Annotated in this window: 19 protein-coding genes and 2 pseudogenes; 13 read left to right on the top strand and 8 right to left on the bottom strand. The window is 71.9% G+C overall.

Translation table 11 applies throughout. The features are described from left to right. Positions 1-66: 66 nt before the first annotated feature. Positions 67-1,095 (bottom strand): MurR/RpiR family transcriptional regulator, encoded by a 1,029-nt coding sequence (locus ACFRFC_RS10195; RefSeq protein WP_382684087.1) that lies wholly within the window; start codon positions 1,093-1,095, stop codon positions 67-69. 55 nt (positions 1,096-1,150) lie between these two features. On the opposite strand from ACFRFC_RS10195, the gene ACFRFC_RS10190 reads away from it, so the two are divergent. Next, entirely contained in the window at positions 1,151-1,561 is a 411-nt protein-coding gene (locus ACFRFC_RS10190; RefSeq protein ID WP_382684090.1) for a hypothetical protein, read from the top strand. Next, a complete protein-coding gene (locus tag ACFRFC_RS10185) occupies positions 1,558-1,836 on the top strand; it encodes a DUF4031 domain-containing protein (RefSeq protein WP_382684093.1) in 279 nt (92 codons plus the stop codon). Before ACFRFC_RS10190 ends, ACFRFC_RS10185 begins: the two co-directional genes overlap by 4 nt. Before the next feature lie 37 nt (positions 1,837-1,873). On the opposite strand, the gene ACFRFC_RS10180 is transcribed toward ACFRFC_RS10185, so the two are convergent. Both ACFRFC_RS10180 and ACFRFC_RS10175 read right to left on the bottom strand, forming a co-directional pair. After that, entirely contained in the window at positions 1,874-2,974 is a 1,101-nt protein-coding gene (locus tag ACFRFC_RS10180; protein ID WP_382684096.1) for a GNAT family N-acetyltransferase, read from the bottom strand. A gap of 23 nt (positions 2,975-2,997) precedes the next feature. After that, a complete protein-coding gene (locus ACFRFC_RS10175) occupies positions 2,998-3,684 on the bottom strand; it encodes a hypothetical protein (RefSeq protein WP_382684098.1) in 687 nt (228 codons plus the stop codon). A 143-nt stretch (positions 3,685-3,827) separates the two neighbouring features. On the opposite strand from ACFRFC_RS10175, the gene ACFRFC_RS10170 reads away from it, so the two are divergent. Together ACFRFC_RS10170 and ACFRFC_RS10165 are read left to right on the top strand one after the other, a co-directional pair. Beyond that, on the top strand, positions 3,828-4,505 hold the full coding sequence (locus tag ACFRFC_RS10170; RefSeq protein ID WP_382684101.1) for a maleylpyruvate isomerase family mycothiol-dependent enzyme: 678 nt from the start codon (positions 3,828-3,830) through the stop codon (positions 4,503-4,505). Positions 4,506-4,762: 257 nt separating this feature from the next. Continuing rightward, complete coding sequence (locus ACFRFC_RS10165; protein ID WP_382684103.1) at positions 4,763-5,488, top strand: copper homeostasis protein CutC; 726 nt, start codon at positions 4,763-4,765, stop codon at positions 5,486-5,488. 235 nt (positions 5,489-5,723) lie between these two features. Here ACFRFC_RS10165 and ACFRFC_RS10160 read toward each other — a convergent pair whose 3' ends face one another. Next, positions 5,724-7,856 (bottom strand): HelD family protein, encoded by a 2,133-nt coding sequence (locus tag ACFRFC_RS10160; RefSeq protein ID WP_382684105.1) that lies wholly within the window; start codon positions 7,854-7,856, stop codon positions 5,724-5,726. Between the two features lie 359 nt (positions 7,857-8,215). Between ACFRFC_RS10160 and ACFRFC_RS10155 the strand changes: the two genes are divergently transcribed. Continuing rightward, positions 8,216-8,395, top strand: a complete 180-nt coding sequence (locus ACFRFC_RS10155) for a hypothetical protein (protein WP_382684107.1) — start codon at positions 8,216-8,218, stop codon at positions 8,393-8,395. Positions 8,396-8,573: 178 nt separating this feature from the next. Here the strand turns inward: ACFRFC_RS10155 and ACFRFC_RS10150 are convergent, their stop codons facing one another. After that, positions 8,574-9,845 (bottom strand): tetratricopeptide repeat protein, encoded by a 1,272-nt coding sequence (locus tag ACFRFC_RS10150; protein WP_382684109.1) that lies wholly within the window; start codon positions 9,843-9,845, stop codon positions 8,574-8,576. A 408-nt stretch (positions 9,846-10,253) separates the two neighbouring features. Here ACFRFC_RS10150 and ACFRFC_RS10145 point away from each other — a divergent pair, with 408 nt between their 5' ends. From ACFRFC_RS10145 to ACFRFC_RS10115, 7 genes and pseudogenes are all read left to right on the top strand, one after another. Beyond that, a complete protein-coding gene (locus ACFRFC_RS10145) occupies positions 10,254-10,736 on the top strand; it encodes a hypothetical protein (protein WP_382684112.1) in 483 nt (160 codons plus the stop codon). Between the two features lie 494 nt (positions 10,737-11,230). Continuing rightward, the gene (locus tag ACFRFC_RS10140) at positions 11,231-11,512 is read left to right on the top strand and encodes a hypothetical protein (protein WP_382684114.1); all 282 of its coding nucleotides are present in this window, start codon (positions 11,231-11,233) and stop codon (positions 11,510-11,512) included. 90 nt (positions 11,513-11,602) lie between these two features. Beyond that, positions 11,603-12,511, top strand: a complete 909-nt coding sequence (locus tag ACFRFC_RS10135) for a RimK domain-containing protein (protein WP_382684117.1) — start codon at positions 11,603-11,605, stop codon at positions 12,509-12,511. Next, a pseudogene (locus ACFRFC_RS10130) lies at positions 12,442-13,113 on the top strand (methyltransferase domain-containing protein); the annotation flags it as partial. The gene ACFRFC_RS10135 and the pseudogene ACFRFC_RS10130, both read left to right, overlap by 70 nt. 446 nt (positions 13,114-13,559) lie before the next feature. Continuing rightward, positions 13,560-14,913: pseudogene (gene fxlM, locus ACFRFC_RS10125) on the top strand (methyltransferase, FxLD system); the annotation flags it as partial. 590 nt (positions 14,914-15,503) lie between these two features. After that, complete coding sequence (locus ACFRFC_RS10120) at positions 15,504-15,857, top strand: hypothetical protein (RefSeq protein WP_382684119.1); 354 nt, start codon at positions 15,504-15,506, stop codon at positions 15,855-15,857. Positions 15,858-16,096: 239 nt separating this feature from the next. Continuing rightward, entirely contained in the window at positions 16,097-17,188 is a 1,092-nt protein-coding gene (locus ACFRFC_RS10115; RefSeq protein WP_382684122.1) for a glycosyltransferase 87 family protein, read from the top strand. On the opposite strand, the gene ACFRFC_RS10110 is transcribed toward ACFRFC_RS10115, so the two are convergent. Further along, entirely contained in the window at positions 17,140-18,783 is a 1,644-nt protein-coding gene (locus tag ACFRFC_RS10110; protein ID WP_382684124.1) for a DNA repair helicase XPB, read from the bottom strand. The two genes, ACFRFC_RS10115 and ACFRFC_RS10110, sit on opposite strands and share 49 nt — an antisense overlap. Before the next feature lie 285 nt (positions 18,784-19,068). Here ACFRFC_RS10110 and istB point away from each other — a divergent pair, with 285 nt between their 5' ends. After that, a complete protein-coding gene (gene istB / locus ACFRFC_RS10105) occupies positions 19,069-20,352 on the top strand; it encodes an IS21-like element helper ATPase IstB (RefSeq protein ID WP_382684489.1) in 1,284 nt (427 codons plus the stop codon). On the opposite strand, the gene ACFRFC_RS10100 is transcribed toward istB, so the two are convergent. Next, positions 20,342-20,620, bottom strand: a complete 279-nt coding sequence (locus ACFRFC_RS10100) for a hypothetical protein (RefSeq protein ID WP_382684126.1) — start codon at positions 20,618-20,620, stop codon at positions 20,342-20,344. The genes istB and ACFRFC_RS10100 overlap by 11 nt on opposite strands. Positions 20,621-20,999: 379 nt before the next feature. Continuing rightward, positions 21,000-23,645, bottom strand: coding sequence for a helicase-associated domain-containing protein (locus ACFRFC_RS10095; RefSeq protein WP_382684129.1), 2,646 nt, complete (start codon positions 23,643-23,645; stop codon positions 21,000-21,002). Positions 23,646-23,739: the final 94 nt, after the last annotated feature.

The raw sequence follows: 23,739 nt of genomic DNA, 5'->3' as shown, positions 1-23,739 counted from the left end.
GTGGATGCGCGGCTCCGCCGCGTGGGCGCGATCAGCCGGGCCCTGCGACCCGATGGTCCCGACGGACTAACTCCGATGCCGGTGCGCGAGCGCCTCGTACGACGCCGACAAGGCGGGCCCGGCACTGTCGTACGTCCGCTGCGCCACCCCCACGAACAGACAGTCCACCACCAGCAGCTGACTGGTCCGGGACGACATGGCCGCTGGCCGCAGCTCGCTCTCCCGGGCCGTCGACGTGGTCAGCACATGGTCGGCGTACTGCGTGACCGGCCCGTCCGGCCGCCCGGTGATCGCCACGGTGGTGGCCCCCCGTTCGAAGGCGACCCGCAGTGGCTCGATGACGTCCCCGGTGGACCCGGAGTGGGTGATGGCGATGGCGACATCGCCGGTGCGCAGCTGGACGGCGTTGGTGACGGCGAGGTGGGGGTCGGAGTGGGCGTGGGCTATGAGCCCTATCCGCAGCAGCTTCTGGGTGAGGTCCTGGGCGACGAGACCGGACGCCCCGATGCCGTAGACGTCGATGCGCCGGGCCGCCGCGGCGGCGGTGACGGCGGCCCCGAGCTGCACGGTGTCCAGCGCGGCGGCGGTGTCGGCGAGGGTCTGCTGCTCGTCACGGGCGAGCTTGGCGACGACCTCGGCGAGGGGATCGTCCACGGCGATGTCGGTCGTGATGGCGGGCGCGCGGCCGGACTGCTGGTGGGCGGCGAGGCCGGCGAGGGCGAGGCGCAGATCGCGGTACCCGGGGTAGCCGAGGAGGCGGGCGGTGCGTACGACGGTCGCCTCGCTGGTGCCGGTGAGTTCGGCGAGACCGGTGACCGTGAGGGCGGCGCAGCCCGCGGGGTCGCCCGCGACGGCTTCGGCGACGCGCTGCATGGAGCGGGTCATCGAGGGGATCAGGGTGCGCACCTTGGCGGCGAGGGCGGCGGGTGCGGGGGGCGCGAGGGGTGCGGGGGGCGCGAGGGGCGCGGGGCGGGTCGCGGGCGCAGGGCGGGCCGGGGGCGTGGCGGGTGCCGGGGGCGTGGTGGCGGGTGCCGGGGGCCCGGCGGATGTGTGGGCCGCCGTACCGTCGAAAGTTTCCTTCACCTTCTGGGTCACTCATGAAAGATATTTTCGTCCGGGTGTCCCGGTCAAGAGTGCGCACAATAGGGGTATGGCTCCCGATCCCCCCGCTCATCCCATCAGCCCCCTGGAACAGGCGCTGCACACCGCTCGCGCGCTGGTGCTCGCCGATCTGGTCGCGGGTGAGGTGGCCGAGGCGGACGTGGTCTCGCTGGTCGAGGAGTCGGTCGTGGAGCGGCGCTGGTGGGTGGAGCAGTGGCCGGACGGGGCGGCGTTCGTCGCGGGGCTGATCGCCCAGGACGTGCAGGACGCGCTGCTGGACCGGTACGGGCGCTGGCCGCTGTGCCCGGTCTGCGGTTCGGGTGATCCGCACGCGCTGGACATCGAACCCGAGCTGGGCCCCGACCCGCACTGGGTGTGCCACCAGGCAGGCGTGAAGGTCGCGGCGCTGGGCACGCTCAGCGCCGGGATCGGGGCGGGCGGCGGGGCGCCGGCTCCGTGACCGTCTACATCGACCCGCCGACCTGGCCGGGCCACGGCCGCCTGTGGTCCCACCTGATCAGCGACGCCTCGTACGACGAACTCCACCTCTTCGCCCAGCGGCTCGGCGTCCCGCCCCGCGCCTTCGAGCGCGACCACTACGACCTCCCGTCCCACCGCTATCCGGACGCGGTGAGCGCGGGCGCCCTGGAGGTGAGCAGCCGGGAGGTGGTCCGGCTGCTGACCGGGGCGGGCCTGCGCAGACGCCGTACGCGGGGAGGTCCGTCCGGCCGGTGAGACCGGGCCCGCCCCTATCTCTCGGGCCTGCCCCTCACTACTCCTCGGGCGCGGAATCCCCCCGCAGCTCATACGCGTGCAGCGGCTCCCCGCCCCCGTCGACCCGGCTGAAACCGGCCCGCGCCAGCACCGCCCGGGACGCGGCGTTGTCCGGCTCGACGGTGGCGAACAGGCACCGCACGTCGTCCTGGGCCAGCGCCCACCCGGCGAGCCCGCGCAGCGCCTCCGTGGCGTATCCGCGCCCCCGAGCCGCCGCGACGAGGTCGTACCCGATCTCCACCCGCCCGTCGCCGTCGGGGGCGCTGTGGAACCCCATCCCCCCGATCGCGAGATCGTCCGCACGGCGGACCAGCACGAAGACCCCGAACCGGGGCCGCAGCACGCCTTCCGCGTACGCCTTCAGCAGCAGTTCGGCGGCCACCCGGGTGCCGTCCATGGGCCCGCCCTCGATCCAGGTGAAGCCGCCGTCGCCGCCGGTGGCCAGGTCGGCGGCGGAGGCGGGGGTCAGCGCCTCCAGGGTGAGCGGTCCGGCGGGCAGGACCAGGTTGTTGTGCCAGCGCCACTCGGTGACCGGGGCCCGGCCGGGCAGCGCGCCGCGACCGGTGGCCCACAGCAGGGTGGGCCAGGCGCCGGGGCCGGGCCGGACGTCCGCGAAGAGCGTGCGCAGGACGAAGTCGGCGTGCCCGGCGGCGGGTTCGTAGCGCAGACCCAGGGCGCCGGCGATGTCGTACGTGTGCAGCAGCACCTCGGCGACGCCCATCGCGGCGAAGCCCTCGCGGTTCGCGCTGCGGAAGGGGTACGGGTGGAAGGCGCGGGCGTGGCGGGGCGCGGTCCGCACGGCCGCCGCCAGCAGCGCGCCGGTGGCCTCGATGGCCTGGAGGGTGCCGGTGTTGTCGGCGGGGTCGTCGAGGGTGAGGTCGTAGGGGACGTACGCGTGTTGCGCGCGGCTCGCCAGCTGGCTCGCGTAGGCGAGCAGATCGCCGGCGATGTGCTCGGCGGTCTCGCGGCAGCTCCAGTCCAGCCCCGAGGCCGGGATGCCGCCCCAGTCGAGCGCGACCCCCGCCCCCAGCGCCGCCACGGCCCCGGCGACCGCGCTCCGCACCTGCTCGGCGGCCTGTTCCCCACCCTGAATCCCCATGGGGGCAGGCTAGAAGGTGCTGCTCAGCCGGGCGACAGCATTTCCAGCTCGGCGGCCATGTTGTAGCGGGCGGTCCGTTCCCAGTGCTCGCGGCCGTACGGGGTGTGGAAGAGGACCGGGAGGGCGAGGAACTGCACGAGGACGACGGTGCGGCCGGTGCGGAAGGCGTCCGGCGGGACGAAGGCGTACTCCTCGCGGATGGCGGCCGTGTACGCGGCGTACGCCGACGGGGGCGCCGCCAGGATCGCGAGGTCCGCGTCGCACAGGACCTGCCCGTCGGGGTCGTCGTCGCCCGGCGCGTGGGTCACGGTCAGCCGGACCAGCCGGGCCACCTCGGCGACCTTGCCCGGCGCCAGCCCCGCCTCCGTCAGCGCCCGTTCGGCGAGCCGGGCCGACCGCTCCTCGTTCTCCTCGCGCTCGGGCCGGTACACGGCGTCGTGGAACCACACCGCCAGCCGTACGACGTCCAGGTCACCGGCGTGACCCGCCAGCGGTCCGTCCACGTGGTCGAGCACGGCCGTGAGGTGCGTCGCCGTGTGATAGCGGCGCTGAGGTTCCTGCCAGCGGGCGAGCAGGTCATCGGCGTACGGGAGGGGATCGGCGTATCGGAGGGGATCGGTGTATCGGAGGGGATCGGGTCCGTCGCCGTCGCCTCGGGCGCCGGTCAGGGCGGCGGCGAAACGGACGCGGAGGGAGTCGAGATCGGCCATGGGGGCATTGTTCCCTCCCGTGGTCCGTCCCGTGGTCGGTCCCGTGGTCCGTCCCGCGTTCCGTCCCGCGTTCCCTCCCACGGTCCGCTGCGCGCCGTCTCCCATCTCCCGTGAGTGGTACACGGACATCTAGGTTGGGACGTATGACTGATGAGCACATGGACGCAGGCGTACGGGACCCCGAGCTGCCGGGGCGGTTGCTGACCATCGAGCGGGACGCGCTGGTGCCGTTGCTGCGGGGCCGGGCGGACGCGGACTTCGAGATCCGGACGGAGGCGTGTCCGGACTGGACGGTAAGGGACGTGCTGGCGCACTGCGCGGCCGTGCTGAACCGGGTGGTGGAGAGCCGGTACGAGAAAGGCGTGTTCTCGCCGGTCGCGAATCAGCGGGATATCGAGGAACTGGCGGGTTTGTCCCACCAGGAGGTGGTGGATCAGCTGGAGCGCGGGATGACCGAGGCCGGGCCGCTGATCGCGAAGGCGGGCGGGATCCTCGACGGGATCGGGCTGGGGGAGTGGGTGCACTCGGGCGATGTCCGGGACGCGCTGGGCGTGCCGGGCGCGTACGGCGGCGCCGGGCTGCCGTCGGCACTCGCGCTGCTCGCCCGGATCAGCAGGGAGAAGGGCAAGGTCGCGCTGCACGCCGATCTGGACGACAGGGACGAGCCGCTGCTGCTCGGCGAGCCGGACGGACAGCGCCCGCCGGCCCGTTTCATCGGCGACGCCCCGACGCTCGTACGGCTGTACTCGGGGCGGTCGGTGCGGGGGGCGAGGTTCGAGCTGGCGGGCGTGGCGGCGGAGGAACTGAACATCTACGGGTGAACCGGCGGGTATGGGCGGAGGCCGGTGGGAGGCCCCTGCCGATGTGGCCGTCGGGGTGGCGTCGGGTGGCGTCGGTGTGGCGGCCGATGTGCCCACCGTTACATGTCGGAAATCCTTCAGTATGGCAAATATTTACGCGTGACAACTGCGACGGCTCCTTGGTTGGCCGGGGCCCCTCCTCGCGGCCTGCGGGTTCGCGGCGTACCCTGATATTGGACTAGACCTGTAGTCGCCAGGGGAAACGGGAAGGGGTCCTGATGGTTTCGCGTGCAGTCCTGGAGGTGATCGCCCTGGATGCCGAGGACGCGGTCGCCGCCCAGGCGGGGGGTGCGGATCGGCTGGAGCTGGTCACGGACATGGCGGCCGACGGGCTGACCCCGTCGGCCGCCACCTTCACGGCGATCCGCGCCGCCGTCGATATTCCGCTGCGCGTGATGCTGCGGCTCGCGGACGGGTTCTCCGCGGGGGACACGGGGCGGTTGGTGGAGGCCGTGCGGCGGATGCGGGGGGCGGGGGCGGACGAGTTCGTCCTAGGGTTCCTCGATCCGCACGGCGGGCTGGATCTGTACACGGTCGAACTGCTCGTGGGGGAGCTGGACGGCTGTGCGTGGACGTTCCACCGCGCGATCGACCGCGCGGCGGACCGGGACGCCCTGCGCAAGCAGCTCGACGGGCTGCCGGGCCTCGACACCTACCTCACGGCGGGTGCGGCCACGGGGGTCGACGAGGGCGGGCCCACGCTGCTGTCCGAGGCCGGGCGCCGGGGTGAGCCGGGCTATGAGCAACAGCTCCTCGTGGGCGGCGGCCTGCGTCTCGACCACGTACCCGCCCTGCTCGCCGCGGGCATCGACGCCTTCCACATCGGCGGCGCGGCCCGCCCGGACGGCTGGGGCGGCCCGGTGTCGCCGGAGGCGGTAGCGGAGTGGCGCACGGTCCTGGACGGTCCGTTGGGGGCAGCGGGGGCAGCGGGGGCAGCGGGCTGAGCGGGGGGCGCGGCGGGACCGGGCACTGTCCGGTTTCCGCCGCGCTTTCGTGGGGCGGGTGGGGAGCCGGACGCGGCCTGGGCCGCCGACGCCGCTCACCCGCCATCGCCTCAGGGGCGCGGGGCTGTATCGATGTGCGGCTCCGCCGCGTGGGCGCGACCAGCCACGAACCACCCGCACCCGGCCCCCACAGCAGCCACCCCCCACCTCACTCCCCAACCCCCGGAGGGAACCGTCACCGCAACTGCCAAGGCAGCGCCCCGGAATGCGTCACCGTCAGCCCCGACACCGCCCGGGTCAGCGCCACATACAGCCGCCGCAACCCGGTCCGCTCATCCGGCTCCCCCTCCACCACCGCCCCCGGCTCGTCGAGCACGACATAGTCGTACTCCAGCCCCTTCGCCAAAGACGCCGGCACCAGCGTGAGCCGGGTCTCGCGCGTGGTCTCGGCCCCCGGATCCAGATACCCGATCCCGGCCGCACCCAGCGCCTCCGCCAGCACCGGCACCCGAGCGTCCGCCGCGATGAGCCCGATCGACCCTTCCCGGGCCAGCGCCTCCCGCACGGCACCGACGACCCCCGCCGTACCGGAGACCTCACCCGCCCCCGTAGGCCCCGGAGCCCCCGGGGAAACCTCCCGCACCTCGAACACCCCAGGGCTCTCCCGTACCGACGCCACCGGCGCCAGCCCCGGCGCGATGTACGGCAGCAGCCGGGACGCGTACGCGATGACATCCGTCGGCACCCGGAACCCGGCCGTCAGCTCCTCGACCACGGCGTCCCCCTTCCCCAGATGCCCGAGCGCCGCCTCCCAACTGGGCGTCGCCCACGGCGTGGTCCCCTGTGCCAGATCCCCCAGGACGGTCGCGGACCCCGTCGTACAGCGCCGCCCCACCGCCCGGTACTGCATAGGGGACAGATCCTGCGCCTCGTCGAGCACCACATGCCCCAGCGAGTGCGTCCGCTCGACCAGATCCGACGCCTCGTCGACGAGCACGGCGTCCGCCGCCGACCACTTCGCCGCCTTGACCGACCGCACGGGTTTGCCCCACAGGATCATCTTCTGCTCATCGGCGGACAGCACCCCCTCGGCATGCTCCGCGAGGAACTCCGCGTCGGTCAGCAGCCGCAGCACCAGCTTGGCCGGCTCCACGGCCGGCCACACCGCCTTCACGGCCGCCTTCACCGCGCTGTTGCGCGCCACCGCGTCCTGCACCCGGTCGTCGGGCGCCTCCCCGGACCGTTCCATCTGCACCAGCACCGCGTGCGCGATCCGCTGGGGCAGCGCGTCCCGGGCGGCCCCGTAGCGAATGTCCCGGTCGAGCAACTCCCGTACGATCTCCTCCAGTTCGTACGCCGCCACCCGCCACCGCCGGGACCCGCGCACCACGACCACCGGCTCTACGTCCATGGTGACCTGCGCGTACAGCGCCCGCCGCAGCACCTCGGCCATCCGGGCGTCCCCCTTGACGACGGCCGCCGCGGCGTCGTCCGTACCACACACCTCCACCCGCGCCACCAGATCATCGACGGTGGCCTGCCGCACCGACAACTCCCCCAGCGCGGGCAGCACTTGCTCGATGTAGTGCAGGAAGGACCGGTTCGGGCCGATCACCAGCGTGCCGGTGCGGGCCAGCCGCTCGCGGTGGGCGTACAGCAGATACGCGACCCGGTGCAGCCCCACCGCCGTCTTCCCGGTGCCGGGACCGCCCTGCACACACACCGTGCCGGACAGCCCGGACCGTACGATCCCGTCCTGCTCGGGCTGGATCGTGGCGACGATGTCCCGCATCGGGCCGACGCGCGGACGCTCGATCTCCCGCTGAAGCAGCCTGCTGGTACGGGACGCCTCCGCCGGGTCCACCGGATCGGAGAGCCGCTCGTCCTCGTACGCGGTGAGGTCGCCGCCGGTGAAACCGAAGCGGCGGCGCAGCGCGATGTCCATCGGGTCCTGCTTGGACGCCCGGTAGAACGGCTGTGAGACCGGGGCCCGCCAGTCGATGACCATGGGATCGCCCTCGGCGTTGTGCACATGCCGCCGCCCGATGTAGAAACGCTCGCCGTCGGCGCCTTCGGCCCGCTCGGCGGCGGGGGTGTGCCGGTAGTCGAGGCGGCCGAAGAAGAGCGGGGTGCCGGCGAGGTCGGCGAGCGCTTTGACCCGCAGCTCGATCTGGTGGGCCAGTGCCTCGGCGCTCACCCAGTTCGCGGCGACATCGCGGATGTCCAGTGCCTCGGCGTCCTCGCGCATGGCACGCAGCGCGGCACGGGAGGAGGCGAGGTGGGAGCGCTCGCGGGAAAGGGGACCGGCGGGGTCGGCGGGACTGGCGGGGTCCGCGGGACCGGCGGGGTCGAGGGCAGGGGTGGACAAGGGGATGCCTCCGGAAGCGGCCTGCGGTGCGGTGCGATGCAGGGCAGGCGGTGGGTGGGGTCAGCGGGACGGCGAGAAGCCGCCCGGTTTCCGTCCGGGCGGCGGCGCTCCTGGAGGGAGGCGGGCAAGAGCGGAGATTCTAGGCGAACGGACGGGCTGGGACCAACGAATATCCATCCCGGCGGCCGCCCCCGAGGCCCCGGCGACGAGTCGACGCCGGGGGCGTCCCCTAGGGGTCGGGCGGCGCGGGGGGTGTCCTTTGTGAGGGGCGGGGTCCATCCCCGGGTGGACCCCCGGGATGACCGGATTACCCCCGTGGACCGATGCTCTCTTTACGCCCGAAAGCGCACGATAGATACATGAGCGCAGCGACCCTCACCCCAGTTCCAGGGCGCCCCCCGGGCGCCACCGCCGTGGCCGGAAGCCACCGCCACCGCATAGGCGAAGCCGTCCGCGCCGTCCGCGTGTTCGCGGGCGCGGCGTTCGACGTCGTCATCCTCGGCGAGTACGCAGAGGAAGCGGGCGTGCGCCGCAGGTGACGCCGGGGGTCACGACGTGACCTGTCGCGACCCGTTCCTCTTGGCGTGCCCCGCGTGCGGGGGAAGCGCATGCGGGGCACGCGGGGCATGCGGGGCACGAAACACACAGTGCGCGGGCCCGCTCGCGTACCCGGACCGTCGGACGCGCTACCGGATGCCCGCTCCACGGCGGGGTGGCCTACCTGCTTCCAGCCGTGAGACGGTGTTGGAGCGTCTCGCGCGCTCGCTCATAAAGCTCCTGGGCGGCGGGATTCTTGAGAAACGGCTTCAGAGACTTTGCCATAGAAATGATCCTCTGGTCGGCGCGTCCGGATTGCACGAACGGATAGTCGCTCACTACTTGGCCCCAGGTAGTGCAGGCGGCTTCCAGATGCCCAATCTCCAACTGCCGCTCTGCGAGCGTCGCACCATCGAGGACCGCACGGCGGCCATGCTTTCGATTTTGCAAGAGGGTGTACCGCTTGAGGGATTCCACGGAACCTGCGGTATCTCCTAGCCCGTACTTCACCTGGGCGACATCGTATTCCAGGACGGCTTCCCGGTAGTGCCCCATTACCACCCTGCTGGAGGAGTCCGTTTTCCCGATCTCTATTTCGGCTTCTCTGAGGAAAGCTTGCGCCGACCTTTGATCCTCTGTCAAGGCGCTAGCATATGCGCGCTGTCCGGCAAGAAAAGCTCGCATGTTGGACTCAATCGACTTCCCTCCCTCCATCGCCGCCGACGTCAATCTGAGTGCTGCTCGGCTGTGTCCCAGTTGGAGCGCCTGAGAACTCATGCCGTGCAACGCAAGGGAGTAGGCGTTCCTGTCGTTCCCGGACCTCGCCAACTCCATGGCCTTCAGGTAGTACTGCTGCCCGAGCCCTTGATGTCCCTCATCGACCGCCATATAGCCCGTCAGGTAGCAGAGGTCGGACGCGGCGGACAACATCCTGTTGCGCACGGAGTCAGATCCTGCCGCCGTCAGACAGGGCGCGACCGTATTCACGAGGAAGGCGGCTGCCACGGGCCGGGTGTCTCGTCCGCCGAATTGGTAGTCGAGATCGGAGAAGTGCTGCGTCGCGGCGACGACCATCGCGATCTCTCCCTCGCCGATTCGGCGCGCTCTGCCGGACTTTACCAGCGTGATCCTTTCTGCTGCGTCGCGCCAGCCGGGGATCATCAAGGCGGCCGAGAACAGACCGGTACTGAGCACGCTGCGTCGAGCCGGGTCCATATCAAGCCTCCCAAGCTCGATAAGCTCGTGAACTATTCCCATTTCAGAGGTTGCGGGCGTGGCGGGTGCAGGGAATCCGGATTCGATGGGTGAAACCGGTCGATGGAGCCTACGGGCTAGCGCCTCCAGGATGATGGGGCGAACTGCTTCACGGGGCATATGCCCCTTGAGCCACTGGTTGACGGATGGTTCCTTGTACTTGAGGCGCATGCCCCGTTCGGCACCGATGCGATTCACCGACTGTGTGAACTGGCGCTGCGTCCACCCCGCCTCCCGATGCAGTCTCTCTAAACACAGATTCGGAGTTTTCAATTAGCTCTCACCCCCTGGCGTCGGTGCGGATCTTAAGTTCTTAGGTCCTTTTGCTGGTTCAACGGTACCGCTCTGCGTCACCACGCAGTTGCCTAGAGCGAAGAGGGCGACACGGCCGGAGTGAGGGCGTGGGCAAGTGGCAACCAGTGGATGGGAGTTTGGGGACGCGATGAAGCGTGTGAAGCTGTTCTTCGGTTGGCTGTCGCGGCTGTTACCGCCGTCGTCCGGACGTCGTAGCGCCCGCCTGCCGCACAAGTGGCGTGCGGCTGACGCTGCGGTCGGCCCCGTGGCCGTGGACGTGTCCGTGCCGCAGGCGATGCCGGGGGGTGCGGTGTGGTCTCGCTGATCAAACAGCCCTGGCCGCCCCGGCCCCGGCCCCGGGTGTGTGGTGCCACCGCGCTGATGCCGGTCGGCCTGATCGCGGAGATGTTCGCGTCGGTCCACGACTCCAGCACCCCGGGCAACGTACGGCCGGTGTTGCGCTGCCTGCTCCAGGAGCATTCCGGGGGCCGTCACCACGACCTGGCGTGGGAGCTGGACGACGCGAGCGAGGGCGAGGTGTGGGCCCAGTGGGCGGACGGCCGGCGCCCCGACACGTTCCAGGTCGTCCCCGACTGCAACACCCTGTCCGGTCCGACCCCCAAGGACGAGGCGTGCATCCTGTACGCCGGTCATCCGGGGTGTCACACCTGGCAGTACACCGACCCCGAACACGAAGCCATCGAAAACAGCCCGGAATTCCAGCGGGCGCTCACCACCGTCCTCGATGCCATTGTCAGGCGGGCCCCGGAACCCTCCCGGGACGGCGATGGCTGAGCGGCGACAGGGGCGGCTGTCGGCAGAACGCCGCCCCTGCCGCCAGCCGGAAGGGCAGGTCGCCCGATGAACGCCGGTACCCCACCCGCCCCGGGCGCCTCCCGCATGACCATCGAGACCTACCGCATCCGGCCCGACGGCGAGCGCGTGGACCGTACCCGCACACGCGTCTACCGGCCCGGACCCGGCCCCCTCACCCTCGCCGACTCCCTCCGCTGGCCCCCCTGCCGCTGCCCCCGCTGCCGCACTGGCGACCGACCACCCAGCGTCTGGTAGCCGCCCCTTCCCGCTGAGTGGGCCCCATCCGCCGGGGCGGGACGGCCCAGGTGGACGCCCTGCGTCGCCCCCCCCCGAGTCATCGCCCGCCCGGCACCCGTTCAAGGCAAGACCGACCGGGCGGCGTCTCGCCCGCCCCCTGCCAGGGCTGGGCTCGTTCACGACGTGCGGAGCCCAGGCAGGGCACACCGCATCACCGACAACGAAGGGAACAGCACATGTCCGCATTACTGGAACGCATCCCGACCCTGTCCCACGAGGTCCGTACCGAGGGCGCCGGACCGGCCGGGACGCGGCCGTTCGGTCTCGACGCGCTGACCACCCCGGTCAGGGTCGACGGCCGCCGCCCGATCGTCACGGTCGACCCCGGTACCCAACTGTCCGCCATCGACGGACAGATGTGCACCGAGGACCCGAGCGAGGACGAGGGCACTGCCTGCAACACCGAGTCGGACGGCAGGGACGCCATCGCCATCGACACGGACACGAACGACGACTGATGACCGTCTCCACTGGTCAGGGCATGCGCGGCGAGGTTTCGCCGCGCGTGCTCGTCGTGACGTACGCACTGGATCCCACCGCGGATTACGGTGCTTCGGGAGCTGAATGCGCGCGGGGTGCCGTTCTGGCGCACCGACCTTGCCGAGTTCCCCACCCGTACGACCCTGCGCGCCGAACTGCGGCCCGACGGCCAGTGGGCCGGGGCCTGGCATGGTGAGCTGCGGGGGATCGACCTGTCCGAGCTGCGGACGGTGTGGTGGCGCAAGCCCACCGGCTTCGCGTTCGCGGACACGATGTCCGGCCCCGAGCGGGCGTTCGCGACGACCCAGGCCAAACAGGCGATGACCGTCCTGGGGTCGCTGCCGGGGGTGCTCTGGGTGAATCGGCCACAGTCGAACGCGGACTGCACCAAGGCCGTGCAGCTTGCCGCCGCCGTCGAATCCGGCCTGTATGTGCCGGAGACACTGATCACGAACGACCCGGCGGCTGTCCGCCCGTTCGCCGAGCGGTGCGGCGGCAGGATCGTCACCAAGGTTCTCGGCGGCATCGTCCATACCGAGGACGGCAAGCGTGGCCAGCTCTACACCCGCCGCGTTCCCGAAGCGCAGTGGGACGATCCCCGTATCGCGCTGACCGCGCACCTGTTTCAGCGGGAGATCACCGACAAGACACACGAGATCCGTGTGACGGTGGTCGACCGTCACCTCTTCCCGGTCGCGATCCATCCGCCGGCCGAAGGCGCCCCCGTGGACTGGCGCCCCGACTCCCGTACGTTCACCCACACCCCCACCACACTGCCCGGCTACATCTCTGACGGCATTCCCGAGCTGATGTGCCGCCTCGGACTCGTCTATGCCGCGCTCGATTTCATCGTTGACTTCAAGGGCGCGCACCATCTGGTGGACGTCAACCCCGGGGGCCAGTGGGCATGGATCGAGCCCACCCGCGAGCCCATCACCCAAGCCATCGCCGATCTGCTGGAGAAGGGCCCCGCATGACCACTGACATCAGCGACGATGCCGCCGCCGCGAGGGCGGAACTCGTCGCCGCCCTCGTCGACGGCGGCGACCTGAGCGACCCGGCATGGCGGGCCGCGTTCGAGACGGTTCCCCGGCACCTGTTCGTGCCGTTCTTCTACGACCACGCCGGTAACCGGATCGCCGGTGACGACCCGGAGACCCGGGAGCGGTGGTTCACCGCCGTGCACGAAGATCGCTCACTGGTCACCCACCGCACGAACGGCACGGCGACGTCGTCCAGTTCTCAGCCGTCCCTCATGGCCGCCATGCTCCAGGCCCTGGACCTCACCGACGGGCACAAGGTGCTGGAGATCGGCGCGGGGACCGGCTACAACGCCGCATTGCTCGGGCACCGCCTCGGCGACGATCACGTGGTGACGGTCGACATCGCCCCGGACATCACCGCGGCCGCCCGGGGACGTCTCGCCGCCGCCGGGCACCGGCCGCTCGTCGTGACCGGCGACGGCTCGTTCGGCTGGCCGGACCGTGCCCCCTACGACCGGATCATGGCCACCTGCCGCCTCGACGCCATCCCGCCCGCACTGGTCCGGCAGCTCACCGACGGCGGGTTCATCCTCGCCCCCGTCGGCAACGCCCTCGCCCGTGTCCACCGCACCGGGCCCCGCACCGCCGAGGGCCGTTTCCTGCCCGGTGGAGCGTTCTTCATGCCGCTCCGCCACACCGCCGCCGACGGAATCCCGCCCCGACGCCCCACACTGCCGACCGGCGCAGGACGCCCGTCCGCCCTCCCCGTCGACGCCATCGTGAACAACGCCTTCCGGTTCCTGACGAGCATGGTCGAACCGGCCCTGACCTGGCAGTACGACACGGATGACAACGGCAAACCCATTGCTGCCCGCGTATGGGCCCCCGACGGATCCCTGGCCTGCCTGCTCCCCGACGGCAAGGTCACCGAGACGGGCCCCCGCCCCCTGTGGGCCAACCTCGAAGAAGCCCACCGCATCCACCGCGACAACAACGAGCCGGGCCCGGACCGGTACGGCATCACCGTCACCGACACCGAACAGCGAGTGTGGCTGGACTCACCCGCCGGACCGAGCTGGGCCCTCACTTCCACGCCAACCGCGCAGGTCTTCCCTGGGACGACCAGAGCGCCCTCTAGCGTCAGTGCGGTGAATTCCGACACCATCGCCACCTCCGAGGCCGACGCCGTACGGCTCCGCAACGCTCTCGCCGAAAAGATCCGCGAATCCGGGGATGCCCGCACGCCCTCGGTCGAGACCGCTCTGCGTACCGTGCCGCGCCACCTCTTCGTGCCCGATGTCACGCTCGAAGACGCCTACGCCAACGTGCCGGTGAACATCAAGTACGACACCGATGGCACGTCGATCTCCTGTGCCTCGCAGCCCGTGGTCGTCGCCCTGATGCTCGACCAGCTTGACGCCCAGCCGGGCGAACGCATCCTCGAACTCGGTGCGGGCAGCGGCTACAACGCCGCTCTGCTCGCGCACCTTGTCGGCGAGACCGGCCATGTCACGACCATCGACGTCGATGACGATCTCGTGGAGGGCGCTCGCGCCCACTTGGCCGCGGCCGGGTTCACGAAGGTGGAGGTACTGACCCGCGACGGCGCCGTCGGCCACGCCGAGGGCGCACCGTACGACCGAATCATCGCCACGGTCGGCGCGCACGGGGTTCCGCACGCCTGGATGGAGCAGCTCGCCCCAGGCGGACGGCTCGTGGTTCCCCAGCGGCTCAAGGGCAGCGTCTCCCGCTCCATCGCGTATGAACAGCGCGATGGCCGCTGGACCAGCGTCAGCAGCAAGATGAACACCTTCATGCCGCTACGGCGTGGCATCGCCGACGACGATCGCCGTGTCATCCCGCTCAGCGCCGACGGCTCCGTACGGCTCCAGGCTCCTGCGCGGCAGCCGATCGACGCCGAGGCCCTGGCCGGTGTACTGGAGCAGCCGCGCTGCGAGGAGTGGACCGGCATGATGGTCCGCGCCATGGAATCGCCGGAGTGGATGGAGCTGTTCGTCTCCTGCTCCCTGTCCAGCGGCCTGATCCGGATGCTGTTCCCGAAGGAGGCCAAGGGCACCGTCCTCACCGATGACCCTTACCCGTCGTCCAGCGTGGCCGTGGAGAAAGGCGCCCTCACGTATCTCGCCCGCCGACTGTCGGACCAGAAGACCCCCGAGGGCGGCAAGCTCTGGGAGTTCGGCGTGATCGGCCATGGTCCCGGCAGTGACGAACTGGCCGCGAAGGTGGCCGACACGATCCGCACCTGGGACCGCGAATACCGCGATCGGGAGGCCAGCTTCGAGATCCGGCATCTCGACGCCCCAGCAATCGAGCAGACCCCCGGTCTCTTCGTTCTCGAAACCCCACTGAACCTCATCAGCGTCGGCTGGCGGTGATGTCAGTCGGGACGTGAGACGGCCGGTGCCCGACGCGGGCCGGTGGGCACCGGCCATCCCTCCTCGTTCGACCTGTACTCGCCTCCTCGGGGGAACGTATGGACCCGTAGGGACCGATAGCAAGGCGATTCCCACTCGTTGCCCGCTTCCGGCCCGCCTGTCTGCCGCTGCCCGCCCGGCGGGCGCCAGCGGCTGCTGGACCTGTACGAGGCCGTCGGGGCCAGCAGCTCCGCGGTCTTCGAGAGCATTGCCGTGCCGGCCGCACTGACCGCGACGGCCGAGGCCCGGAGGGAGGTTCACGCGTGGCTGTGGCGCGTGGTGCTCGCCGACGGCACCCGAACGCTCACCAGCACGGGCCGTTGGCCTGAAGCCTTGGCGCACATCGAGCGACATCGAGGCGTGGGCACACGGATGCTCGACGGACGGCAAGTCGCTGTCGTAGCAGCCCTGACCTCGGGTGACAGCCGGCGCGCGGCGGCGTTGCTCGCCGAACTCCTGGTGAGCCATGGGAGCGGGCCGTCACCGCGTGCCTGACCGTGCTTTGTCGCCGCGACGCAGGTCAACGCCTTGACGGCTACGCGGCCGAACTGGTGAACACCTACCTCGGACGAGACGCCGAACCCGGGCTGACCATCTTCGACGCCCGGCTCGGCATCACGGTCCTGGACGCTGTGGGACCGCACCACCCGGGGGCAGGCCGAATCGTCGAAGAGCTGAACCGGCGGATCACCGAATCGCTGAACGGATACGCGGCCCGCGACGTCTTGTCGCACGGGCTGTTCACCGCCCTCGCCACGGAAAGCGGTGCTCAGGCGTGCCGTGATCTGGTCCGGTCCTGTGGCCTGGGAACCGGAGTGCTCCCGGAGGAACTCGCGAGCGACCTCTCGGCCGCTCTCGATCGCAGCGAAAGGGTGATCACTCGTTCCTTGGGGAAGCCCACGTAGTTCCCCACCACCAGCCCCCGGCCTTCCCCGCCGGACGGCGTGTTCCAGCCCGCGTCGTCATCCCAGCGAGTACGGCGAGTACGACCAGCACGGCGAGGAAACCCGCGCCCACCCCAAGCGATGCCTAGGGTCACCAGGTGACCCACCGCTCATCAAACGTAACCCCCCGTGTCGCCCTAGCCGTCTGCGTAGCCTCCCTCGCCGCCTTCCTCACCCTCTGCTCGGTGCACGGCCTCCCCATGGCCGACGTGCTCGTGTACCGGGCCGAGGGCGCGGCCGTCGCCGGTGGTCGTGATCTGTACGGCTTCACCGTCACCGAGTGGCAACTCCCCGCCACCTACCCGCCCTTCGCGGCGCTGCTGTTCACCCCCCTGGCCTGGCTGCCGCTGTCACTGCTCAAGGGCGCGTTCCTCGTCGGCAACCTGGCCCTCCTCGCCATCCTCATCCACCTGTCCACCCGGCTCGCCGGTCACCCGACGCCCCGTCAGGCCGGTCATCCGACCCCCCGCCCGGACGTCAACCAGACCCTCACCCTCTGCACAGCCACCGCCCTCGCCCTCTGGCTGGAGCCCGTCTTCCAGACGCTCCTCTTCGGCCAGATCAATCTCGCCCTGGCCTGTCTGGTCCTCTGGGATCTCACCCGGGCACCCGGCGCCCGGGGCACGGGCGTGGCCATCGGCGTCGCGGCCGGGGTCAAGCTGACCCCCGCCGTCTTCATCGCCTACCTCCTGCTACGAGGCAGGTACCGCGAGGCCGCCACAGCGGTGGCCGCGTTCACGGGGACCGTCGCCCTCGGCGCGCTCGTACTGCCCCGCGCCAGCCTCGACTTCTGGACCCGCCACCTCCACGACACCGACCGCGTAGGAAAGGCATGGATCGTCGACAACCAGTCCTTGCAGGGGCTCATCGCCCGCGCCCTGGGCGACCCGCACCCGGGCCTCGCCTGGGCGCTCCCGGCGGCGGTCGTCGCCGTCGCCGGACTGTGGCTGGTCCGGCGTGCCCCGGACGAGCCCACCGCCGTACTCCTCGCGGCCGGTACCGCCCTGCTGGTCTGCCCGATCAGCTGGAGCCATCACTGGGTCTGGTGTGTTCCGCTGCTCGCCCTGCTTCTCGCCCGGGGGCGCCTGACCCTGGCCGCCGTCACCGCGCTGCTCTGCACGGCCCGCACGATGTGGCTGGTCCCGCACCAGGGCGCGCTGGACCTGCGACTGCCCTGGTGGCAGCAGCCGCTGGCGTCGCCCTACGCCCTGCTGGCGCTGGTGCTGCTGCTCGGCGCTGCGGCTCAGCTCTCCGCGAGGAGTTCGTCCGCGTCCACGATCCGGTACGCGTAGCCCTGCTCGGCGAGGAAACGCTGACGGTGGGCCGCGAAGTCCTGGTCGATGGTGTCGCGCGCGACCACCGAGTAGAAGTGGGCCTTGTGCCCGTCGGCCTTCGGGCGGAGCACCCGGCCGAGGCGCTGCGCCTCCTCCTGGCGGGAGCCGAACGTGCCCGACACCTGCACGGCGACCGTCGCCTCCGGCAGGTCGATGGAGAAGTTGGCGACCTTGGACACGACCAGCACACTGATCTCGCCCTCACGGAAGGCGCCGAACAGCTTCTCGCGCTGGGCGTTGGACGTCTCGCCCTTGATCACGGGCGCGTCCAGATGCTCGCCCAGCTCGTCCAGCTGGTCGATGTACTGGCCGATGACCAGGATCTGCTGCCCCGCGAAGCGCCGCACGATCGCCTCGGTCACCTTGCGCTTGGTCTCGGTCGTCGCGCAGAAGCGGTACTTCTCCTCCGTCTCCGCCGTGGCGTACGCGAGCCGCTCGGCGTCGGTCAGATTGACCCGCACCTCCACACAGTCCGCGGGCGCGATATAGCCCTGTGCCTCGATCTCCTTCCAGGGCGCGTCGAACCGCTTCGGGCCGATCAGGGAGAAGACATCCGACTCCCGGCCGTCCTCGCGGACCAGGGTCGCCGTCAGTCCGAGCCGCCGCCGCGCCTGGAGATCCGCGGTGAACTTGAAGACCGGCGCGGGGAGCAGATGCACCTCGTCGTAGAGGATCAGGCCCCAGTCCCGAGAGTCGAAGAGTTCGAGGTGCGGGTAGACACCCTTCCGCCGGGTGGTGAGCACCTGGTACGTGGCGATGGTGACCGGCCGGATCTCCTTGCGCGTACCGCTGTACTCACCGATCTCGTCCTCGGTCAGCGAGGTCCGCTTCACCAGCTCGTGCTTCCACTGCCGGGCCGAGACGGTGTTGGTGACCAGGATCAGCGTCGTGGACTGCGCCTGCGCCATCGCGCCCGCCCCGACCAGCGTCTTTCCCGCGCCGCAGGGCAGCACCACCACCCCGCTGCCACCGTGCCAGAAGTTCTCCACGGCCTGCTTCTGGTACGGCCGCAGCGCCCAGCCCTCCTCGTGCAGCGCGATGGCGTGCGCCTCGCCGTCGACGTACCCGGCGAGATCCTCCGCGGGCCAGCCCAGCCGCAGCAGCGTCTGCTTGATCTGCCCGCGCTCGGAGGGGTGCACGGCGACGGTGTCCGGGTCGATGCGGTTCCCCACCAGCGGGGCGATCCGCTTGGAGCGCAGCACCTCTTCCAGCACCGGACGGTCGGTGCTGGTGAGCACCAGCCCGTGCGCCGGGTGCTTGCTCAGCGTCAGCCGCCCGTAGCGGTCCATCGTCTCGGCGATGTCGACCAGCAGCGCGTGCGGCACCGGGTAGCGGCTGTACTCCACCAGCGCGTCCACGACCTGCTCGGCGTCATGCCCGGCCGCCCGCGCGTTCCACAGCCCGAGCGGCGTCACCCGATAGGTGTGGATGTGCTCCGGCGCCCGCTCCAGCTCGGCGAACGGGGCGATGACCCGACGGCAGTCGTCGGCCTGCTCGTGATCCACTTCCAGAAGCAGGGTCTTGTCGGACTGGACGATCAACGGACCATTCACGCGCGGCACCTTTCGTGCGGCCGGACGGTTCGGCCAAACGTCCAGTGTGCCTGATCGTGCCCGGGGCGACGGCGGCCAGCGCCCGTCGCCGGCCCGGAAGCCGCCGGCGGTCCGGCCACCGGCCGTGTCGACTTTCCGGCCCGTTGCCACCCGTCGTACGGGATGTCTATTCAGCCCTGGGGGTGGCTCAGGTTGATCCGGCGGGTGGGGTGGTCCGGAGAATGCGGGAGTGTGCAGCACTCGACCCCCACATCTCTGACTCCCCCATCCCAGACCTCCACCTCCCTGACCTCCACATCCCTCACCTCCGGCCCCTTCGCGCCCACGCCGCCCCCGCGCACGCTCGGGCTCGCGCTGTTCGCGACCCGCTGGCTCCAGGCACCGCTGTATTTCGGCCTGGTGGCCGTGCAGGGGGTCTACGTCTACAAGTTCTTCTACGAACTGTGGAAACTCATCGTCACCTGCGTGGGCGGACGGGCGACCGAGACCTACGTCATGCTCGCCGTCCTGAAATTAGTAGATGTCGTGATGATCGCCAATCTGCTGATCATGGTGATCGTCGGCGGTTACGAGACCTTCGTCTCCCGGATCGGCCTCCAGGGCCACCGCGATCAGCCGGAGTGGCTCTCGCACGTCAACCCGAACGTCCTCAAGGTCAAGCTGGCCACGGCGATCGTCGGGATCTCCTCGGTGCATCTGCTCCAGATGTTCGTCGACGTGCACCGCACCTCCAAGCACTCGCTGCTGTGGGGCACGGTGATCCACATGGCGTTCATCGTGTCGGCCGCGATCCTGGCGTACATGTCGGGGCCGATGGCCGCGCGGGCCGATCAGATCCACAGCGAGATCCAGTTGCAGCACCGGGAGGCCACCCGCCCCCACCCGGACGGCCCCGACGGCCCCGACGGCCCGGACAGTACGGCGCCCGTCCAGGAGCCCGCACCGGCGCCGGGACCCGCGCTGCCGATCCCCGCGCCGCGCGCGGGTGAGACGGGGGCGGAGTCGCGGATCGGCGAGGCCGGGTTCCCCTCCCGCACCCTGCTGGAGCACTTCGACGCCGAGCACCCCCGCCTCTTCGACCGCGAGACCGTCGCCCGGCTCGGCAAGCTGGACTTCCTCACCGCCGGGCACAACGTCGTCTTCACCGGCCCGCCCGGCACCGGCAAGACCCATCTGGCCGTGGGGCTGGGCGTACGGGCCTGCGAGGCGGGGCACCGGGTGCGGTTCGCGACCGCCGCGGAGTGGGCCGTACGGCTGGCGACCGCGCAGGCGGCCGGGCGGCTGGACGCCGAACTCGCGGAGCTGGACGGCTACGGCCTGCTGATCGTCGACGAGGTCGGGTACGTCCCCTTCGACCCGGACACCACCCGCCTCTTCTTCCAGCTCGTCGCCCACCGCTACCAGCGCGGCTCGGTCATCGTCACCGGCGACCGGCCGCCCGGCCGCTGGGACGAGGTCTTCAGCGGCCCGGCCGCGGCGGCCATGGCCGACCGGCTCGCCCACCACGCCGAGATCGTCCGCCTCGACGGCGACAGCTACCGCACCCGCTGGCTCACCGCTAGGCCGTGAGTCCCGGCACCACGATGTTGTTGATCAGCGGGCCCTCCACGTTCAGCGTCTCGGAGATCAGCGACCCCGGACCGATGACGGCGGGCAGCGGAAGGGGCGAGGCCGCGTTGAGCGGCGCCGCGACGACTCCCGGGGCGGCGTCCGCCCCGGGGGCGAGGGCGCCGATCAGCGCGGCCGTGGAGACCAGCGCGGCGAGCGTGACGGCGACGGTGGCGGTACGGGGGGAGACGGGGCGCTTGGCACGCATGGGAGCGTCGGAGCCTTTCATCAGCGGAGCGTGAGGGGAGAACCGGGGGCCGGCCGGACCGGGGGACCGTGCCCGGCCCTCCGCCGTTCCCCCGGTCGTGGTCGGTGCGGCGGCGGCTCTACGGGCGTGGCGCATGGAGTTCCCCTTCGGTTTCGGCTTCGGCTTGGACTTCGACGGAACCCGCCCGACCCGCCCGGGTCCGGGACACACCCGCGCCCCCGGGCGCACGAGTTCGATCAGAACACCCGGTGGCTGCCCGCCCCTCCCCACCGGGATGCGGCACGCCGGTCAACGTCCCTCATGGGGGCGAAGCCCTCGGCGTGGCGTGCATGAATCGGGGGGTACACCCGGGGGAGTGACCGGGGGGAGGGGGTAGCGGGGGTGGGGGACCCCGGGGGCCTCAGCCCGAGCCCGTCTCCCCCTCAGCCCCCGCCCCCGCCCGCTCCGCCCCCTCCGCCAGTTCCGCCACCCCCGTGATCCGGTGCAGCGGATACGTGCGGACCTCGTCCGCCGTGTGGTCGTACGCCGTGACGTAACCGCCCTCGACCCGCACCGGGGCGATCACGCGCTGACTGGCGGCGCCCTCGGCGTTGACGTAACCGATCCACAGGGTCTGGCCGGTCAGTACGGCGGCCTGCATGGTGGCGAGGGTCTCGGCGGGGCCGGTGCGGGGCAGGTCGCCGCCGGTCGTCGCCGGGGTGTCCTTGCGCGGGGTCGTGGCGGCCAGGTCGCCCGCGCGGATCGCCCGGATCGCCGCCGTCAGCAGCGTCGCGCCGGGCGGCGGCGGCCCGTCCGGGACCGGCTCGGGCGCGGCGCGCGGCGGTGTGCGGTGGGCCAGCGCGCGGGTGATCAGGACGTCCCCCTCCGCCGACTCGGCGGCCGGTGCGAAGCCCATCGCCCGCAGCCCCTCCAGCAGCGAGCCCGGGTCGGTCTGCGCGGCCAGCACGGTCGGCGCGAGCCGCCGCAGCCGCAGCCCGGCGGACCGCTTGTCGGCGAGGATCTCGCCGAGCACGGCGTCGTCGTCGCAGCGCACGTACGCCGACGCCGCGCCGATCCGCAGATGGCCGTGCCGTCGCGCGACGTCGTCGATCAGATACGCCAACGGCTGCGGCACCGGCGTCCGTGAATGCGTCGCGAGGAAGGCGTGCAGGTCGGAGGCCGTCTGACCGGCGTCAAGCCCCCGCCGTACCGAACCCGGCGTGAAGCGGTACACCGTCGCCCCGCCCTTGGACTCCACGTCCGCGAACACCCCCAGCACCTCCGCGAGCGGGCGCTGGAGCGGGCCGGGGGCCACGGCCGTGAGGTCCGCCTGGAGCAGGACGTGATCGAGCGGCTCGGGCAGGTGCGGGGCCAGTGCGCGGGCCGCCGCCGCGGACGCCACGGCCTGCTCGGCGGCGGAGAGCGGCTCCGGTAGGGGGTGGGGGCGGGAGCGGTGGTGGACGGGGAGCTTGGCTCCGGCGTCGGAGGCGTCGTCGGAGGCATCGTCGGCGGGGTGGGGAGGGGTGTCGCCGGGGTGGGGAGGCTTGTCGGCGGTGTGCGGAGAGGCGTCGTCGGCCGCGGATGCCAGGTCCGCGTCCGCCAGTCCCATCAGCACCCGGCCGTGCCCCGCCAAGGCCCCCCGCCCCGTGATCCCCAGCAACTCCGCCTCGGTCAGCGTCCAGTGGGCGAGCCGGGAGCGGAGGTCGTCCTCGCGGCGCGGGGGGCGTTCCCAGCGCAGCCGGTCCAGGACCGACCCGGGGGCCGGGGCCCCGCCCGGCGGCAGGTCCGCGAGGAGGGCCAGCACCCGGTGCCGTACCTCCGGCGCGGCCGAGCGGTCGAGGCCGGGGCCCAGCGCCGCCAGGGTGCGGTCCTTGCCGTCCCGCCCGCCGACCAGCCCCGGCGTACGCGTCGCCGTCAGCCAGGTCTGCGCCAGCTGTGCCCAGCGCTCGGCCGGGGGCCGGTCGCGCCACTCGTCGTACAGCGGTGTCGCCGCGAACCGCTCGTCCGTCTCCCCGTCGGAGGCGATCAGACCGGCCGCGTAGGCCAGCTCCACCCAGAACGCGGCGACCGGCTCGGAGACATCGAGGGCGACCGCCGTACGTTTCAGATCGCGCACGCTCAGACCGCCCGCCCGCAGCACGGCCGGCCCGCCCTCGTCCCAGTCCTTCAGCAGCTCATCGATCGTGGCCAGCGCGGTGTACGCCTGTCCGGCCGCCGTCGAGTCGACCACCCGGGCCCGGTGGACGGAGGCCGCGGGCACCGCCGGAGGCAGTGGTTCCGGCGTCCGGTGCGCCCGGCCGCCCCGCAGATGCAGGGCCACTTCCCGGGGGAGTACGACCGTGCCGGGCGCCGTCGGCAGCAGCAGCCCCCGGTCGAGCAGCCACCGCAGCCGGGGCGCCGGATCCGCCGTGACCTGCCCGTACGGCGGCCCCCACACCAGCCGGGTCAGGACGTCGAGGGACTCCGCCGGGGCCTTCGCGAGCAGCGCGGCCAGCCGCCCGCGGTCGCCGAACAGGGCGGTCAGCGCCGCCGCCGCCGACACCGCGTCGTGCGTGGCGGGCAGCCCGGCCGCCGCCACGATCTCCTGGATCCGCCCCGGCGACATCCCCGCCGTCGCGTCCCGCACGGTCGGGCCGAGGCCGGTCGGGGACGGATGCTGCGGCGAGGGCGCCAGCAGTTCCTGGGCCGTGCGCACCAGCCGCAGCCGGTCGTCGCCGCCCCACACCAGCGCCTGTCCGCGCAGTGTCGCCACCGCCCCCGGCAGCGCGTCCGTCACCGCCGGATCGCCCTCGTCGCCCGCCAGCAGGGCGAGCAGTTCGCCGTACGTCGCCGGATCCGGGGCGACGGCCAGCGCCTGCGCGGTCTGCTGGGCGAAACGGTCCAGCCGCTCCAGCGCCCGTAGCACCGAGGCACGGGTGCCCGCGCGGGTGGCCAGCTGGGTCAGATCGGTCGGGACCGGCGTGACGAGATCCGGGCGACTGCGCAGCAGCGCGGCCAGGGAGGCGTCGTCCCTGGCGCGGAGCGCTTCCGCGAGGGAGCGCGGGGCGGCCGGCTTCACGTCGCTCATCCGGTCAACGGTAGCGGGTCGGTGTGCCGGGGCGCCGCCCTTGGGCATCGCGCAGGGCCAGGCGGGCGCGCGGGGGTACGGCCACCAGGGGAGG

The organism is Streptomyces sp. NPDC056734 (genome assembly GCF_042790455.1).
Lineage (GTDB): Bacteria > Actinomycetota > Actinomycetes > Streptomycetales > Streptomycetaceae > Streptomyces.
The sequence above is the reverse complement of the archived record's forward strand: the minus strand, read 5'-3'. Positions and strand labels throughout refer to the sequence as shown.